13 protein-coding genes are annotated in these 16,361 nt (G+C 37.4%); 10 read left to right on the top strand and 3 right to left on the bottom strand.

Translation table 11 applies throughout. The features are described 5' to 3' along the window. Positions 1-8 precede the first annotated feature (8 nt). The 8 genes from ACIQZ6_RS07450 to ACIQZ6_RS07415 all read left to right on the top strand — a co-directional run bounded on the left by ACIQZ6_RS07450 (position 9) and on the right by ACIQZ6_RS07415 (position 9,539). Positions 9-1,172 carry an FtsW/RodA/SpoVE family cell cycle protein gene (locus tag ACIQZ6_RS07450; RefSeq protein WP_395809712.1) on the top strand — a complete coding sequence of 388 codons (1,164 nt, stop codon included), beginning with the start codon at positions 9-11 and terminating at the stop codon, positions 1,170-1,172. 44 nt (positions 1,173-1,216) lie between these two features. After that, positions 1,217-2,314: an undecaprenyldiphospho-muramoylpentapeptide beta-N-acetylglucosaminyltransferase gene (murG, locus tag ACIQZ6_RS07445; RefSeq protein ID WP_395809710.1), complete on the top strand. Its 1,098-nt coding sequence runs from the start codon at positions 1,217-1,219 to the stop codon at positions 2,312-2,314. Positions 2,315-2,325: 11 nt separating this feature from the next. Next, the gene (gene murC / locus ACIQZ6_RS07440; protein ID WP_395809708.1) at positions 2,326-3,681 is read left to right on the top strand and encodes a UDP-N-acetylmuramate--L-alanine ligase; all 1,356 of its coding nucleotides are present in this window, start codon (positions 2,326-2,328) and stop codon (positions 3,679-3,681) included. Continuing rightward, positions 3,674-4,534, top strand: a complete 861-nt coding sequence (locus ACIQZ6_RS07435) for a cell division protein FtsQ/DivIB (protein WP_395809706.1) — start codon at positions 3,674-3,676, stop codon at positions 4,532-4,534. The genes murC and ACIQZ6_RS07435 overlap by 8 nt, the downstream gene beginning before the upstream one ends. A gap of 10 nt (positions 4,535-4,544) precedes the next feature. Continuing rightward, the gene (gene ftsA / locus ACIQZ6_RS07430) at positions 4,545-5,897 is read left to right on the top strand and encodes a cell division protein FtsA (protein WP_395809704.1); all 1,353 of its coding nucleotides are present in this window, start codon (positions 4,545-4,547) and stop codon (positions 5,895-5,897) included. A 125-nt stretch (positions 5,898-6,022) separates the two neighbouring features. Further along, positions 6,023-7,684, top strand: coding sequence for a cell division protein FtsZ (gene ftsZ / locus ACIQZ6_RS07425; protein WP_395809702.1), 1,662 nt, complete (start codon positions 6,023-6,025; stop codon positions 7,682-7,684). A gap of 157 nt (positions 7,685-7,841) precedes the next feature. Further along, on the top strand, positions 7,842-9,083 hold the full coding sequence (locus ACIQZ6_RS07420) for an aminotransferase class I/II-fold pyridoxal phosphate-dependent enzyme (protein WP_395809700.1): 1,242 nt from the start codon (positions 7,842-7,844) through the stop codon (positions 9,081-9,083). Between the two features lie 270 nt (positions 9,084-9,353). Continuing rightward, positions 9,354-9,539 carry a histone H1 gene (locus ACIQZ6_RS07415; protein ID WP_395809698.1) on the top strand — a complete coding sequence of 62 codons (186 nt, stop codon included), beginning with the start codon at positions 9,354-9,356 and terminating at the stop codon, positions 9,537-9,539. 51 nt (positions 9,540-9,590) lie between these two features. Here the strand turns inward: ACIQZ6_RS07415 and dapA are convergent, their stop codons facing one another. The 3 genes from dapA to ACIQZ6_RS07400 all read right to left on the bottom strand — a co-directional run bounded on the left by dapA (position 9,591) and on the right by ACIQZ6_RS07400 (position 13,375). After that, positions 9,591-10,475, bottom strand: coding sequence for a 4-hydroxy-tetrahydrodipicolinate synthase (dapA, locus tag ACIQZ6_RS07410; RefSeq protein WP_395809696.1), 885 nt, complete (start codon positions 10,473-10,475; stop codon positions 9,591-9,593). A gap of 96 nt (positions 10,476-10,571) precedes the next feature. After that, a complete protein-coding gene (gene ligA / locus ACIQZ6_RS07405) occupies positions 10,572-12,584 on the bottom strand; it encodes an NAD-dependent DNA ligase LigA (protein ID WP_395809694.1) in 2,013 nt (670 codons plus the stop codon). A gap of 116 nt (positions 12,585-12,700) precedes the next feature. Beyond that, a complete protein-coding gene (locus tag ACIQZ6_RS07400) occupies positions 12,701-13,375 on the bottom strand; it encodes a hypothetical protein (RefSeq protein ID WP_395809692.1) in 675 nt (224 codons plus the stop codon). Positions 13,376-13,510: 135 nt separating this feature from the next. On the opposite strand from ACIQZ6_RS07400, the gene tyrS reads away from it, so the two are divergent. Together tyrS and ACIQZ6_RS07390 are read left to right on the top strand one after the other, a co-directional pair. Then, entirely contained in the window at positions 13,511-14,794 is a 1,284-nt protein-coding gene (tyrS, locus tag ACIQZ6_RS07395) for a tyrosine--tRNA ligase (protein ID WP_395809690.1), read from the top strand. 359 nt (positions 14,795-15,153) lie between these two features. Continuing rightward, positions 15,154-16,361, top strand: a 1,208-nt coding sequence (locus ACIQZ6_RS07390; RefSeq protein ID WP_395809689.1) for a DSD1 family PLP-dependent enzyme, incomplete at its 3' end; no start/stop codon positions are given.

Genomic DNA, 16,361 nt, shown 5'->3' with positions numbered 1-16,361 from the left:
GACAAATAATGGAAAGAATAATTAGCAAAACAAAAGGTGATCGCTGGATCTGGCTCATTGTAATCTTACTCTCAGTATGGTCGCTTTTGGCTGTTTACAGTGCCACAGGAACGCTTGCCTATAAAAAGGGGGTTGCTAGCGAGCAATTTCTGATCAAGCACCTGGTGATGATCGTTGGAGGTATCGCTTTAATGTATTTCTCCCATCTTCTTGATTACAGGTATTATGCAGGCATCAGCAAGATATTGATGGTTATTACCATTCCACTTTTAGCTTATACCTTGTTGTTTGGAGCAAATGTGAATGAGGCTAGTCGTTGGGTTACAATTCCAATCATTAATCAAACTTTCCAAACCTCAGATCTTGCAAAACTGGCTTTAATTACCTTTCTGGCAAGGAGTCTTAGCAAGAAGCAGGAAAATATAAAGGATGTTAAAAAAGCATTTTTGCCTATCATGGGCTCAGTTTGTGGCGTGTTTGTGCTCATTGCTTTGGCTAATCTATCAACGGCCCTTATGTTATTTGGAGTAAGTATTCTTTTGCTAATCATTGGACGCATAAGTATTAAGCAAATTTCTATAGTATGTCTTGCCGGACTTATTCTATTGAGTGGTGTCATGTTGCTGGGTCCGCGTCGTAAAACTTATATCTCAAGAATTGAAACATTTTTGCATCCTGAACGTGTAGATCCTGATAAATCATTTCAGGCAAACCAGGCCAAAATTGCCATTGCAACAGGTGGTGTTTTTGGGAAAGGTCCAGGAAATAGTACTCAACGAAATTATTTACCACACCCCTATTCAGATTTTGTGTTCGCACTTATTATTGAAGAATACGGCATGATTGGTGGGGTTGGGCTTGTACTTATGTATTTGGTGTTCCTATACCGATGCGTCTTGATTGTGACGCAGAGCCCCAAGGCATTTGGGGCATTGCTGGCTGCCGGATTAAGTTTTAGTCTGACCATACAAGCCTTTGCCAATATGGCCGTAGCCGTAGGATTGGGTCCGGTAACTGGTGTTCCGCTTCCTTTGGTTAGTATGGGTGGTACATCAATTCTATTTACAAGTGTGGCATTTGGTATCATACTTAGTGTAAGTAGAGATAATGATGAAAATAAAGAAAAGAGCATGGAAAAGGTAATTGTTGGTGAGATTCCAGCAATGGCTTGACCATAGATAACAAGGGTTGTTAAAACCTGATTGAGACGATTAAAATGACAAAAAGAGTAATCATAAGCGGAGGCGGCACTGGTGGGCATATTTTCCCAGCTATTGCAATTGCCAATGCATTGAAAAAGATCGATCCGGAAACGGAGATCCTTTTTGTAGGTGCTAATGGTCGAATGGAAATGGAAAAAGTTCCAGCAGCAGGCTATAAAATAATTGGGTTAGATATTCAGGGATTTCAGCGAGGCTCTCTGTTAAAGAATTTATTATTGCCATTCAAGCTTATACGGAGTGTAATAAAGGCTACAGAAATAGTGAAAAATTTTAAACCAGATGTGGCAGTAGGTGTTGGTGGTTATGCTTCTGGCCCCTTGTTATATGCTGCTTCTCAGATGAAGGTACCCTATTTGATACAGGAACAGAATTCGTTCGCAGGTATTACCAATAAATGGCTTGGGAAAAAAGCTTCAGTGATCTGCGTGGCCTTTGAAGGAATGGATAAATTTTTTCCTAAAGAAAAAATATTAGTCACTGGTAATCCTATAAGGAAGGAAGCTATTGAAATTGAGAATAAACGATTTGCTGCTTCAGAATTTTTCGGTATCTCAGCAATTAAAAAAACTATTTTATTGACAGGTGGGAGTCTTGGTGCAGGCACTTTGAATAAAAGCATATTGGCCGGATTGGATAAGATCATAGCTGCAGATGTTCAGTTGATATGGCAAACAGGTAAATATTATTATCAATCAGTAACTGAGCAGCTCAAAGGAAAGGAACATCCCAATATTAAAGTGCTTGAGTTCTTACATCGTATGGATTTTGCTTATGCGGCATGCGATCTAGTAATTTCTAGAGCAGGTGCAGGAACTATTGCTGAATTATGTGCTGTGAAGAAACCAGCTATTCTGGTTCCATCACCCAATGTAGCAGAAGATCATCAAACAAAAAATGCTTTGGCATTGGTAGAAAAAGACGCAGCTATTCTTGTTGGCGATGATGTTGCAGAACTCGAGCTACTTGATCGTGCTCTTCAACTGATTGAAAATAAGAACAAGTGTAGTGAATTGGCTGAAAATATTGGCAAACTGGAATTGCCTGATGCAGACAAAATTATAGCGGAAGAAGTATTAAAATTAGCAAAATAGAAAATTTTACTATGGAACTGGAGAATATACAAAGAGTTTACTTAGTTGGAATCGGCGGGATCGGCATGAGTGGCCTTGCCCGGTATTTTAAAAAGCGTGGTTGCGTAGTTTGTGGTTACGATAAAACGGGTACTCCGCTTACTGATATGTTGAGGAATGAAGGTATTCCGGTAGTTTTTCTGGATGATGAAGATAGCATTAAAGTTAGCTTTCTTGAAAATGATCCTACTACCCTAGTTATTTATACTCCTGCTATACCTTCTAATTCCAGAATACTGAATTACTTCAAGGATAGAGGATTCACTATGAAGAAACGTTCAGAAGTGCTAGGTATTATCAGTAAGGGCATGTATACCATTGCTGTTGCAGGTACGCATGGTAAAACCACTACTTCAAGTATCATTGCTCATGTTCTTAAGCATAGTGGATACGATTGTTCAGCCTTTCTTGGAGGAATTTCATCCAATTATAATTCAAATGTTCTTTTCGGAGAAAATAATACCCTAGTTGTTGAGGCAGATGAGTACGACCGTTCATTCCTTACACTTCATCCGGATATCGCGATTGTAACTTCCATGGATGCTGATCATTTGGATATTTATGGAGATCAAACACATTTGGTAGAATCCTTCAAGCAATTCACATCCCAGCTTAAAGAAGGTGGAAGGCTTATTCATAAAGAAGGGCTAGATCTGAGTGGTGGAAAAACTTATTCTGCGAATATTGTAGCTGATATTCAAGCTGTGAATGTTCGTATCCAGGACGGTAGCTTCTACTTTGATTTTAAAAATGCTGACCTCATAATTGAAGATATTCAGTTAGGCTTACCCGGACTTCACAATATTGAAAATGCTGTTGCAGCAATTGAAGTTGCCTTGCATTTAGGAATTGATCCTGAAAAAATTTCTGCGGCGCTGGCAAGTTTTCTAGGCGTTAAACGCCGCTTCGAATATGTTGTAAAAGATATCAATCACACGTACATAGATGATTATGCACATCATCCGGAAGAGTTAAGAGCTTGCATTAAGGCAGTAAAAAGTTTGTATCCAGGTAAAAAACTGACGGCAATTTTTCAGCCTCATTTATTTACCCGTACCAGAGATTTTGCAGATGGATTTGCAGAAGTTTTGAGTTTGGTTGATGATCTAATCTTACTTGATATCTATCCTGCAAGAGAATTGCCTATTGAGGGTGTGACTTCATCTATGATTTTGGATAAAGTAAACAATGAATCAAAGCAAAACCTCACTAAACAGGATGCAGTAGAATATATTCGTAACAATAAGCCTGAATTACTGTTGACAGTTGGTGCAGGCGATATCGATACATTAATAGAACCTTTGAAATCAATACTTCAAAATGCTTAAACGAATAAATTGGAAGGGTATTTTATACGGCTTTATGTGGCTGGTAAGTCTGAGTGGGCTTGTTCTGTTAATGAGCTTTATTGAAATAAAAAAGGGGGATCAAAAATGCAAGGATGTTAAGGTGATTCTTCCAGGTCGCAATAATTTTATTGAACGTGATGAAGTGGATAGAATCCTTTTAGAAGCAGGCGGTAAATTGGTAGGAAGATACTTGAATGACATAAATATCCATAAACTAGAAAATTCGCTAAAGAATAATCCATTTATTGAATATGCAAAAGTTTATGCCGATATGGATGGAATTGTACATGTGCAGATCAGACAAAGAGAGCCCATTTTAAGGGTGATTAACATGGCAAATGTTCATTTTTATATTGATGTAAATGGATTAAAAATACCCCTTTCAGACAATTTTACCGCTAATGTATTGGTGGCAAATGGTTTTATTGATGAGGATTTTTCAGGGAAGGTGGATACACTTAATTCTAAGCTTGTAAAAGACCTGTACAGAACAGCTCAGTTTATTAAGGCAGATACACTTTGGGATAACCAGATTGAACAGCTCTTTGTCGATTTGAAGGGAGATATTGAAATGGTACCGCGGGTTGGTGATCATAAGATTATTCTTGGAGATGCAGATTCTTTGCAAACCAAGTTTAGAAACCTTTTAGTTTTCTACAAAAAGGCGATACCAAAAGTGGGATGGGATACCTATAAATCTATAAATCTGAAATATGCCAATCAGATTGTTTGTGGAAAAAATAAATTCGATACAACTAAAATAGTTACGGAAATAAATCAGCCCTTAACGGATAGTTTAAAATTAGAAAATCAGGAATCAACAAAAAATTAATATTAAACATATGGATCAAATTAACTCAGCTTCAGCCAAAAATTCACCAATTGTTGTTGGCCTTGATATAGGAACAACTAAAATCTGCGTTACCGTTGGCCGCAGAAGCGAACATGGTAAGATTGAAATTTTGGGTATGGGTAAAGCCGAATCAGCAGGGGTGACCCGCGGTGTGGTTTCCAATATTCAAAAAACTGTTCAGGCAATCATGTTGGCAGTAGAAGAAGCCAGCGCACAGTCCAATGTGGATGTAAAGATTGTTAACGTTGGTATTGCTGGCCAGCATATTAAAAGTCTGCAGCATCGCGGTATTCTAACGCGCAAAGAGTTGAATACTGAGATTCAGCGTAAAGATATTGACAAACTAATTGAGGATATGTATAAGTTACTTATGCCTCCAGGTGAAGAAATCATTCATGTGCTGCCTCAAGAATTTACGGTTGATAATGAGCCGGGGGTAAAAGATCCAATAGGCATGTCTGGTGTTCGACTTGAAGCCAACTTTCATATCATTTCTGGTCATGTTAGCGCAGTCAAGAATATCCTAAAATGTGTTGATAATGCCGAACTTGAAACTCAGGAGTTGATTCTTGAGCCATTGGCTTCGTCTGAGTCTGTATTGAGCGATGAAGAAAAAGAAGCAGGTGTTGTTTTGGTTGATATAGGTGGTGGTACAACTGACCTAGCTATTTTTCATGAAGGAATTATTCGTCATACTGCGGTGATTCCATTTGGTGGTAATAGTGTTACTGAAGATATCCGTGAAGGTTGTTCTGTTATGAGAAATCAGGCCGAATTATTGAAAACACGTTTCGGATCTGCATTAGCAGATGAAAATAAAGAGAATGAGATTATTTGTGTTCCCGGACTTCGGGGCAGAGAGCCAAAAGAGATCTCGGTAAAAAATCTTGCTTATGTTATTCAGGCAAGGATGGAAGAGATCATTGAACACGTTTATTATGAGATCAAATCTTCAGGATATGAAAAGAAACTGATTGCCGGGATTGTGATAACAGGGGGTGGAGCACAATTAAAACATTTACCTCAACTTGTTGAATTTGTGACCGGTTTAGATAGCCGAATAGGGTATCCAAATGAGCATCTTGCTAAAAATGATGTACTACCTAAAGCGGTTTATGATGAATTGAAAAGCCCGATGTATGCTACAGGTATTGGTCTATTAATCAAAGGTATTCAGAAGGCAGAACTTGTTAAAGATTCAACTGAAAGTGGAAGTTTGATAACTGAACTGGTTGCCCTTGCAGAAAAGCCTAAAAAAGGACAAGGATTGTTTGAACGGATTCTGCAATCAGGAGCAAAATTCATTAAGGATGATATCAAGGATGAAGATTACATTCGTTAATTTTCCACAAATCAGGAGTTTCCCACAATTTTGCAATTGTGCAAAACCTCTGTATATAAATACTTAATATTACGGTATAAACTGTCTAAGAATGAATACGAATTACTCAACTGATAATTAAGGATATGCAGTTTGAAATGTTAAAAGAAAAGTCATCGATCATCAAGGTTATTGGTGTTGGCGGTGGCGGCGGTAACGCTGTGAATCATATGTATCGCCAGGGAATAACAGGTGTTGATTTCATTATTTGTAATACCGATGCCCAGGCCCTTGAACTTAGTCCGATACCCAATAAGGTTCAGCTCGGAGCAAGTTTAACTGAAGGTATGGGAGCTGGTTCGATGCCTGAGGTAGGAAAAAATTCTGCAATTGAAAATATCGACGATATCAAAAGAATGCTTGGAGCTAATACCAAGATGCTTTTCATCACTGCAGGAATGGGTGGTGGTACCGGAACAGGTGCCAGTCCAATCATCGCCAAAGCAGCCAAAGAAATGGATATTCTTACGGTTGGTATTATCACTACTCCATTTTCTTTTGAAGGTAAGCGTAGAAAAACTCAGGCCGAAGAAGGTTTAGAGGAATTCAAAAAATATGTAGACTCATACCTGGTTATATCGAACGATCGTTTGAGAGAAATATTTGGGAATCTTACTCTTGGTTCTGCATTTGCACAAGCCGACAATATTTTAACAACTGCGGCAAAAGGAATTGCCGAGATCATCACTATTCCAGGATATATAAACGTTGACTTTAAAGATGTGCGCACCGTAATGAAAGAAAGCGGAGTTGCCATCATGGGAAGTTATGCTGCCGAAGGCGAAAATCGTGCTTTGAGAGCAGTTGAAGGTGCCTTGGCATCTCCATTACTAAAAGACAATGAGATTGAAGGCGCACGTTATATTCTGTTGAATATCAGTTCTGGAGATAAAGAAGTAACCATGGATGAGGTTAGTATCATCACAGACTTTATACAGCAGGAAGCAGGATTAGCTGCTGATTTGATTTGGGGTAACTGTAGTGATGAAGGATTAGGAGAGAAGATTTCGGTAACAATAATTGCTACCGGTTTTCAGACCATGGAAGAGCGCGAAGTTGAAAAAAGTCAGATTCGTAAAGTGTCTTTATTAACACCAGAGCTAGCCCCAATGGTTAAGCCTGTTCAGGCTAATTCCTTTATGGATCTCAAAAAAGAAGAAAATAACGAGCCTGTTCTTAAATCTACTGAAGAAAGTCAGGTTGATCTTTTTGCAGGTTATTTTCATAGTACACCAAAGGTTGAAGAAGAAAAGTCTTCAGATTCAGAATATGTACGACATACATTGACTGATGAAATTTCGTTAGATCTTCCTCATGTTGAGAAATCAGTTGAGTTTGAGATTAAAACTGAAGAATTCATCGAGGGGTCTTTTGAACAAGCTTTTGAAGGATCTTTCGAAGAAGCAGAACAGATCGTAGAAAATGAGATTCTTGCTGAAGTCCAAGACGAAGAAATTCCTATGGCTTGGAATAATCCTGATGAAGACAAAACAGACGAATCGATTGAAGAACAGTTACGCAAGTCTAAAGAAAGGATTCTTCGCCTCAAAGACTTGAGTATGAAGTTGCGTACTACCAATGGTTTACAAGAGCTTGAAAATGAGCCTGCCTATAAGCGTAAGCAATTGTCTTTGAATGATGTTCCACACTCTTCCGAGTCACAGGTGTCTAGATTCACGTTAAGTAATGATGAAGGGATCACTGAAATCAGACCAAACAATTCTTTTCTGCACGATAATGTAGATTAAGTAAAAGTTCTTTAGATTTAAAAAGGCCTTTTCCCTCTGGATTCAGGCCTTTTTTGTTTAAGGCATATATTTTGTATTAGGCTTAATTAGCTTTTGATAATCAGCCTGCTATATCTTAACTTTGTTCAATTAAACGTTAACAATAAAATTATAAAAATTGGATTTATTTGATAAAATTTCGAAAAATATGGGACCTCTGGGCCAGCACCAGAAAATGGCTCATGGTTATTTCTCCTTTCCTAAATTAGAGGGTGAAATAGCTCCTAATATGATGTTCAGAGGTAAGGAACACTTGGTTTGGAGTCTTAATAATTACCTCGGACTTGCAAATCATCCGGAAGTTCGTAAGGCAGATATAGAAGGAACTACAGAATTTGGTCTTGCTTACCCTATGGGAGCTCGTATGATGTCAGGTAATTCAAATAATCATGAAGCATTAGAAAGAGAACTTGCAGACTTTGTAGGAAAGCAGGATGCCTTTCTTTTGAATTTTGGTTATCAGGGAATCATGTCGGCAATCGATGCATTGGTTGACAGGCATGATGTTATCGTTTATGATGCAGAGTCGCATGCCTGTATCATTGATGGTGTTCGTCTTCATCAGGGTAAACGATTCGTTTATACCCATAATGATATGGAAAGCCTTGAAAAGCAATTAGAGAGAGCAACGCGATGGGTAGAGAATACTGGTGGTTCTATCCTTGTGATCACTGAAGGTGTATTTGGTATGTCAGGAGCTCAGGGTAAATTAAAAGAAGTAGTTGAGCTTAAAACTAAATTTAGTTTCCGCCTGCTAATTGATGATGCTCATGGTTTTGGTACCATGGGTGATACCGGTGCAGGAACTCATGAGGCTCAGAATTGCGTTGATGGAGTAGATATTTATTTTGGAACCTTCGCTAAATCAATGGCAGGAATTGGGGCATTTATTGCTTCTACCGAAGAAATAACCAATTTCCTTCGTTATAATATGCGTTCTCAAATATTTGCAAAATCGCTTCCAATGCCAATGGTTGTTGGTCTTCGTAAAAGGCTTGAAATACTTAAGAGCCAGCCTGAACTTAGAGAAAAGCTTTGGTTCATTGCTACAAGCCTGCAAAATGGACTTAAAGAAAGAGGATTTGATATAGGTGTAACCAATACAATGGTTACTCCAGTGTTCCTAGAAGGCGAACTTCAGGAGGCTACTGCCATTACTATGGATCTTAGAGAAAACTATGGCATTTTTTGTTCCATAGTAGTTTATCCAGTTATTCCAAAGGGTTTGATCATGCTTCGTTTGATCCCAACTGCTCTTCATACCATTGAAGATGTGAATCGTACCCTTGATGCCTATAGTGAACTCGCTGTGAAATTGAAAAAAGGACATTACAAGGAAAAAAGTCTACAAAATTCTTAATCTTATTGAGGAATGCTACTCAAAGATTAGTAAAAAAAATGCCTTCATACAGTTTTTGAAGGCATTTTTTTTACACTTTAATATAAAATTTCTTAAATTTTACCTGTTGAGCTTTTATTACACGGTATTTTTGTGCATAACTGCCTTAAATGTGGAAAAAAACGCTAAAAAACACGTCATTTTATTTTTTTCAATTATTCATTATTTCAAAAAAACATTTTAAATTAGTTTTAAATAACGTTACTAACCTTAAATTAAAAGAGTAAAACCATGAAAAAATTTACTGAAGCAAAAAATTTATTCGAGTCTTTAGAGGCAGATGCAGACAAATTTTACAACAAGGCTAACAGCGCAGCTGGTACCCGCGTTAGAAAAGGAATGCAAGACTTGAAAAATCTTGCTCAAGCTATTCGTCTTGAAGTACAAGATAAAAAGAACAAAGCAGCTAAGAAATAATTTTCTTCCTCAAAGAAAAAGGCCCACTCATACGAGTGGGCCTTCTTTGTTTTAAAGCAAATTTAATTGCTCAAGTTTTGTTTTAATTTGGGTTTCAATACCATTACTGACATTAACAAGTGGCAATCGCATGGTGTCGTTACAAATCCCAAGCAGTTTCATTGCTGATTTTACTCCTCCTGGGTTTCCTTCAACAAAACACAAAGAAGTAAACTCTGTCAGGCTGTGATGCAAAGGCTGCGCCTCAATGAATTTACCATCCAAGCACATACGCACCATGGTAGAAAATATTCCTGGAAGAGCATTTCCAATAACCGATATTACACCTGCCGCACCCATGGCAATTAATGGTAATGTGATTGGATCATCGCCAGAAATGAATAGAAAGTCTTCAGGTTTATCCTTGATAATTTTATTAAACTGCTCAAAATTTCCCGACGCCTCTTTCATCGCAATGATGTTCTTATGATCATGTGCTAGGCGCAGGGTTGTTTCAGCAGTCATGTTAACTCCTGTTCTTCCAGGTACATTATAGAGTATTACAGGAAGCGGACTATGATCAGCAATGGCATTGTAGTGCTGATAAATTCCTTCCTGAGTAGGTTTATTATAGTATGGACAAACAGAAAGCACTGCATCGAATCCTGTGGAATCGAATTTTTTCAAATCATTTAAAACTTCCGAAGTGTTATTTCCTCCAATACCGGCAACAAGATTCACCCTTCCATTAACTTGAGCAACAGTGGTGTCCCAAACCGCCTTTTTTTCATCACTGCTCAAGGTAGCAGCTTCTCCGGTTGTACCTAAAGAGACAATGTATTCCGCTCCGCCATTAATGATATGGTCAATTACAGTTTTGAGTGCAGTGTGATCAACAGATCCATCTGATTTAAAGGGAGTAATCATTGCTACTCCTGTTCCATGAAATTTATTCATTGTAATTTTATTTACCCAACCTGTTATTTTACGAATTTAAGCGGAAATTGCTCGATTTTAAAACCATATCTTAAATATTACCATATTTAGTTAAAATTAGTGCAGCATTTTGATTAAATCATCATCAGAAATGATTGGAATTTGAAGTTTTGTTGCTTTTTCGAGTTTAGCTGGCCCCATATTATCGCCTGCAACCAGAAAATTCAACTTCGCTGAAATGCTGCTTACTATTTTACCGCTATTTGCCTCAATTATATCTTTTAATTCATCGCGGCTGTAATTTTCAAATACCCCAGAAATTATAAATGATTTTCCTTCCAATTTAGTGCTTTTTAATTCAACCGCTATTTGTACAGACTCAAATTGCAATCCATAACGCTTGAGTTGTTCTATTTGCTCCTTATGTTTGGGGTCCTTAAAATATTCGATTAGGCTTTCTGCAATGCGTTCTCCGATTTCCTCAACAGTCACCAATTCATCAAAACTGGCACTCATCAAATTATCCATATTCTTAAAATAGGCAGCAAGTTTTTTGGCTACAGTTTCTCCAACATACCTGATGCCTAGTCCGAAGAGAACTTTCTCAAAAGGCATTTGTTTAGATTTTTCTATTCCCTCAAGCATATTGCTGATGGATTTTTCGCCAAACCGATCAATTTGTTTTAAGAGGTCTTCTTTTTGATCGAGTGTGTAAAGATCACTTATCTGAACAATAAATCCTTTTTTATAAAAAGCTTCGATGGTTTCATCTCCTAATCCATCGATGTTCATGGCTTTTCGACCAATAAAATGCTGAATTTTTCCTACGATTTGAGGAGGGCATCCTTCATCATTCGGACAATAATGAACAGCTTCACCTTCCTTCCGGATAAGATGAGTTTTGCATTCAGGGCATACTTCTGGATAAATCACTTTTAATGCAGAATTATCGCGTTTGCTTGTATTTACCGCAATGATTTTGGGTATAATTTCACCTCCCTTCTCCACCAATACAGTATCGCCTAAATGTAGATCCAGGCGTTTAATTTCGTTCGAATTGTGAAGTGTTGCCCGTTTTACAGTTGTGCCAGCCAGCAAAACTGGCCTAAGATTCGCTACTGGAGTTACTGCACCTGTTCGGCCTACTTGATAACTTACTTTTTCTAAAATGGTCTCAACTTCTTGTGCTTTATATTTATAAGATATGGCCCATCTTGGTGATTTTGCTGTAAATCCAAGTTCCTGCTGTTGACCTAAATGGTTAACCTTGATTACAATACCATCAATATCATAACTTAAACCAAAGCGGTGCTCATCCCAATAGTGTATGAATTCCAATACATTGTCAATGCTCTTACATAATTTAGTGTGCTCACAGACATGAAATCCCCATTTTTTTACAGCCTCAAGGCTTTCCCAATGGGTATTATAACTGTATTTCTCAGTGTATAAAAAATACAGAAAGCAATCCAGCGGTCTTTTTGCGACCACGGTTGAATCCTGCATCTTTAGTGTTCCTGAAGCAAAATTCCTTGGATTGGCAAAGGCAATTTCATTATTTTCTATACGCTCATTATTAAGCCTTTCAAAAGCAGCTCGATGCATAAATACCTCTCCCCGAATATCAAAAGATTCAGGATATCCCGTGAGCTTGATAGTTTTGGGAATACTGCGGATCGTTTTAACATTATTCGTTACATCGTCTCCCTGTGTGCCATCACCTCGGGTAATTGCACGTACCAATTTTCCATTTTCATAACTCAGACTTATTGAAAGTCCATCAAACTTCAACTCACATACATATTCGAAATTATCGCCAATAACTTTACGTACCCTCTCGTCAAAGTCTTTCAGATCTTGTTCATTATACGTATTACCGAGAGATAGCATAGGCCACTTATGTCTAACAGTCTCGAATTCTTTAGTAATATATCCACCCACTTTAATGGTTGGCGATTCAGGATCAAGATATTCCGGATATTCTTTCTCTAGCTTGGCAAGTTCTTCCAGCTTTTCATCGTATTCAAAATCTGAGAGGGTAGGTTGAGCCAAAACATAATATCTGTAATTATGCTCATTTAGCTCTTTTACAATACTCTCAATCCGTTCTTTAATTTCAAAAAGTGACATGTAACGAAGATAATTTATTCAATTGAAAATTTGATACTGAATCAGAGAATTGATTTTGAAATTTAGCGTTCAAGCTTAATAATAAGGCTGCAGGAATTATTTTTTGATTTTTAGTATTATGGGTTAATTGCCACAGAAATTTCGTCAAATATTTCAATATAATTTCCCTGTAAAGCTTCATGATATTCACTAAGGGTCTTTGAAAGATCATACATCTGATTTTCAGTTAAGGGATCTTTCCAAATACGCATGCAGATTCGGTTTAATGCATACACTAGGTTGTGGCTTTGGCGATAACTATTCAGATAGTTTGACTGAATGAATTTATCAAAGAATTTAAAAAAATGGTCTGTATCATCTATGTTGTTTAATTCAAGAAATTTACTCATTCCCAGTCTATCTGATTGTCGCAGATGTTTATAGAGATCTTCAGCTACGATGTGATTTTCGGTTAAAAGAGAGCTATCGAGCATAAGCTCTAGCGAAATATGGGCTAAAAAAGACGGTCTAACTATTGAATCCTTCAAATGGGGTGCAATGCGCGCTCGTATTGCGCTAGTATGTTCAAAAAAGAAAGTAGAATTATGGAAATGGCGGTCTACTGCCAGGTGCCTCTTCCAGCCATGAAGAATAGAGTTTTCAATATCACTTGTAAATAATTCTGCTTTTTTTTCGGGATGCATATTCCAATCCTTTCTTGCATTTTTTACCAGATCGGGCAAAACAGTTCCCAACACCAGATGCGGGTCATCGCTATGTCTGTCAAAGTAAAAGTGAGATAGGAAATTCATTTTTTGTTATTTCGGAGATTCTAATTGTAATACGTCCGAGATGGTTTGTTTTAGCATAAAAATACGAAAATATTTGCGATGCAGTGGTTTTATCAATTCTGTTATATTTGCATATCTAATGATCCTTAAGATAACATGAACTTTGTAGAAGAATTACGCTGGCGGGGTATGCTGCACGATATAATGCCTGGTACTGAAGATGAACTTAATAAACAGATGACCTCTGGTTATATAGGTTTTGATCCAACAGCAGATTCATTACATGTTGGGCACCTGACACAGATCATGACCCTTATTCACTTTCAGAGGTCAGGGCATAAGCCATTCGCTTTGGTGGGTGGTGCAACAGGTATGGTTGGTGATCCTTCGGGCAAGTCGGCAGAACGTAATTTGCTCTCTGAAGAGGTATTGAATCATAATGTAAAATGTCTGGAAGAACAGTTGAAGAAATTTCTTGATTTTAACTGTGGCCCCAAAAGTGCAGAAATGGTGAATAATTATGACTGGTTCAAAAATTTCACCTTCCTTGATTTTATTAGAGATGTAGGTAAGCACCTGACCGTTAATTATATGATGGCTAAGGATTCTGTAAAAAAGCGTCTTGAAGGTGAAACAGGCATGTCATTCACAGAGTTCAGTTACCAGCTGGTTCAAGGTTATGACTTTTATTATTTGTGGAAAGAAAAGAATTGTCAGGTACAAATGGGCGGTTCAGATCAGTGGGGAAATATTGTTACCGGAACAGAATTAATTCGCCGCAAGGCAGCAGGTAATGCATTTGCAATCACTACTCAATTAATTAAAAAGGCAGATGGAACCAAATTTGGTAAAACTGAGAGTGGTGCGGTATGGCTAGATCCTGCCAAAACTTCTCCCTATAAATTTTATCAGTTTTGGTTAAATACTACTGACTCAGATGCTAAAAGCTGGATCAGAATATTTACGCTAAAATCACAGTCTGAAATTGAGGATCTTGAAAAAGAGCATGACCTTGCTCCGCACTTAAGAATTCTTCAAAAGGCACTTGCCGAAGAGATTACCATTCGTACACATTCTTTTGATGCACTTCAAACAGCCCTGAAGACCTCCGATTTCTTATTCGGGAATGGTTCTCTAGAATTTTTAAATTCATTAAGTAAAGAAGATGTGCTTGAAGTTTTTGAAGGCTTACCTCAATTTACTATTGCTAGGCATGAATTTTCAGCGGGCATAAATGCAACTGACCTGCTGGCCGAAAAAACTACGGTATTCATATCTAAAGGAGAAGCCCGCAAAATGATCAGTGGTGGTGGAGTTTCTGTCAACAAAGAAAAAATAGCGGATCCTGCTCTGATATTAACTACAGAAAACCTGATCAATGGTACATTTTTAGTTGCTCAAAAAGGAAAGAAGAACTATTTCCTGATCATGGCTGAATAGTATTGTATTGAAATACTTATTTTGACAAATATGCGGGTTTAAGCTACGATTCTGTAGGTATCAATAATGGTACATCGATGTTTTATTCTGGTTATTTTATGTATTTAATTGTCAAACATTAACGAATTGATAGGTATAAGTTAATAGGTAATTATCTGATAATCAGGTTCTATTGAACTATATTCTACTATTTATTTATTTCCTGAGTAGTCTTTTGTGAACTTTATTTTCAAAGTGTATTATTTACTTTCTAGTTATTTAATAGATTGTAAATTGTATTATGCTCTATTTTAGAGTGATACGATTATTTTTTTGATTATTTTTTTTTAGATTTAGGATATAAACTAAAACTCTAAAAAATGTCTGATTTCCTAAACCGTCGTAAATTTCTGCAGGCCACTGCTGTTGCTGGTGCTGCTTCATTGTGGTCGCCATCTTTAAGTGCTGAAACTCTTTATGAGGCTAATGTCTCAGACATTGGCAAATCAAAATGGGATCTTGATTCTCCGGCACTTTGTGTTGACCTTGATAAGATGGAAAAGAATATTAAAGCAGTACACACTGCTTTGAAAGGTACGGGTGTAGGGGTTCGCCCACATGTTAAAACACATAAATGTCCTGCTATTGCAAAAATGCAGATCGCTGCAGGAGCTGTTGGTATTTGCTCAGCAAAGCTTAGTGAGTCAGAGGTGATGTTGATTAATGGTATTCAGAATGTATTGATGACAGGGGTTAATGTTACAGCCTCAAAAATCAAGCATGCAATGGAATTGAGGAAGAAATATAAGGGCTTCATTCAGGCTGTTGATAATATGCAAAATGCAAGAGATCTGCAGGATGCAGCAAAGGCTGCTGGTATTGTTGCTGATGTGGTCGTAGATTTGGATGTAATCAAGAGATCGGGTGTGCAAAATGGACAGCCTGCATTGGAACTTGCTCAATTTGTAGATAAAGCTCCTAATCTTAAATTTCATGGTGTACTTGCTTATGATGGTGCAGTACAACATGTTGAAGGTTTCAAGCTACGTAGAGAGCAGGCCTTAAAAACATTTGAGCCCGTGGTGAATAGTTATGAACTAATGAAGAAATCCGGACTAAATATGGAAATTTTTAGTGGTGGTGGTACTGGCACTTATGATATAATGCCTGAAGTTCCTGGATTTACTGATGTGCAGGTTGGTAGTTATTTGTTTATGGATCATCAGTATATGATTATTGGTGGTAAGAATAACGAAAAAGAGTTTGATGATTTTGCTCCTTCTTTGACGGTTATGGCAACAATTATCAATAATAGTAATGAAGGAAAATATGTAACTGATTCAGGATCTAAAGCTTTAACCTTGAATGTTCCTCATGGAAAAATAATCGGTGAGCCTGATTTTGATTATAATGCGGGTTCTGATGAATATGGATCAGTTAAAATTATCAATCCAAACAAAAAATATAATGTGGGAGATAAGTTTGAAGTAATTGTTCCACACTGTGACCCTGTGGTTAACTTGTATGATTTTATGTATGGAATTCGTAATGGAAAGGTTGAAAAGATCTTGCCGATTCTAGCACGTGG

It is taken from the genome of Daejeonella sp., assembly GCF_044348475.1.
In the GTDB taxonomy this organism is placed as follows: domain Bacteria; phylum Bacteroidota; class Bacteroidia; order Sphingobacteriales; family Sphingobacteriaceae; genus Daejeonella.
The sequence above is the reverse complement of the archived record's forward strand: the minus strand, read 5'-3'. Positions and strand labels throughout refer to the sequence as shown.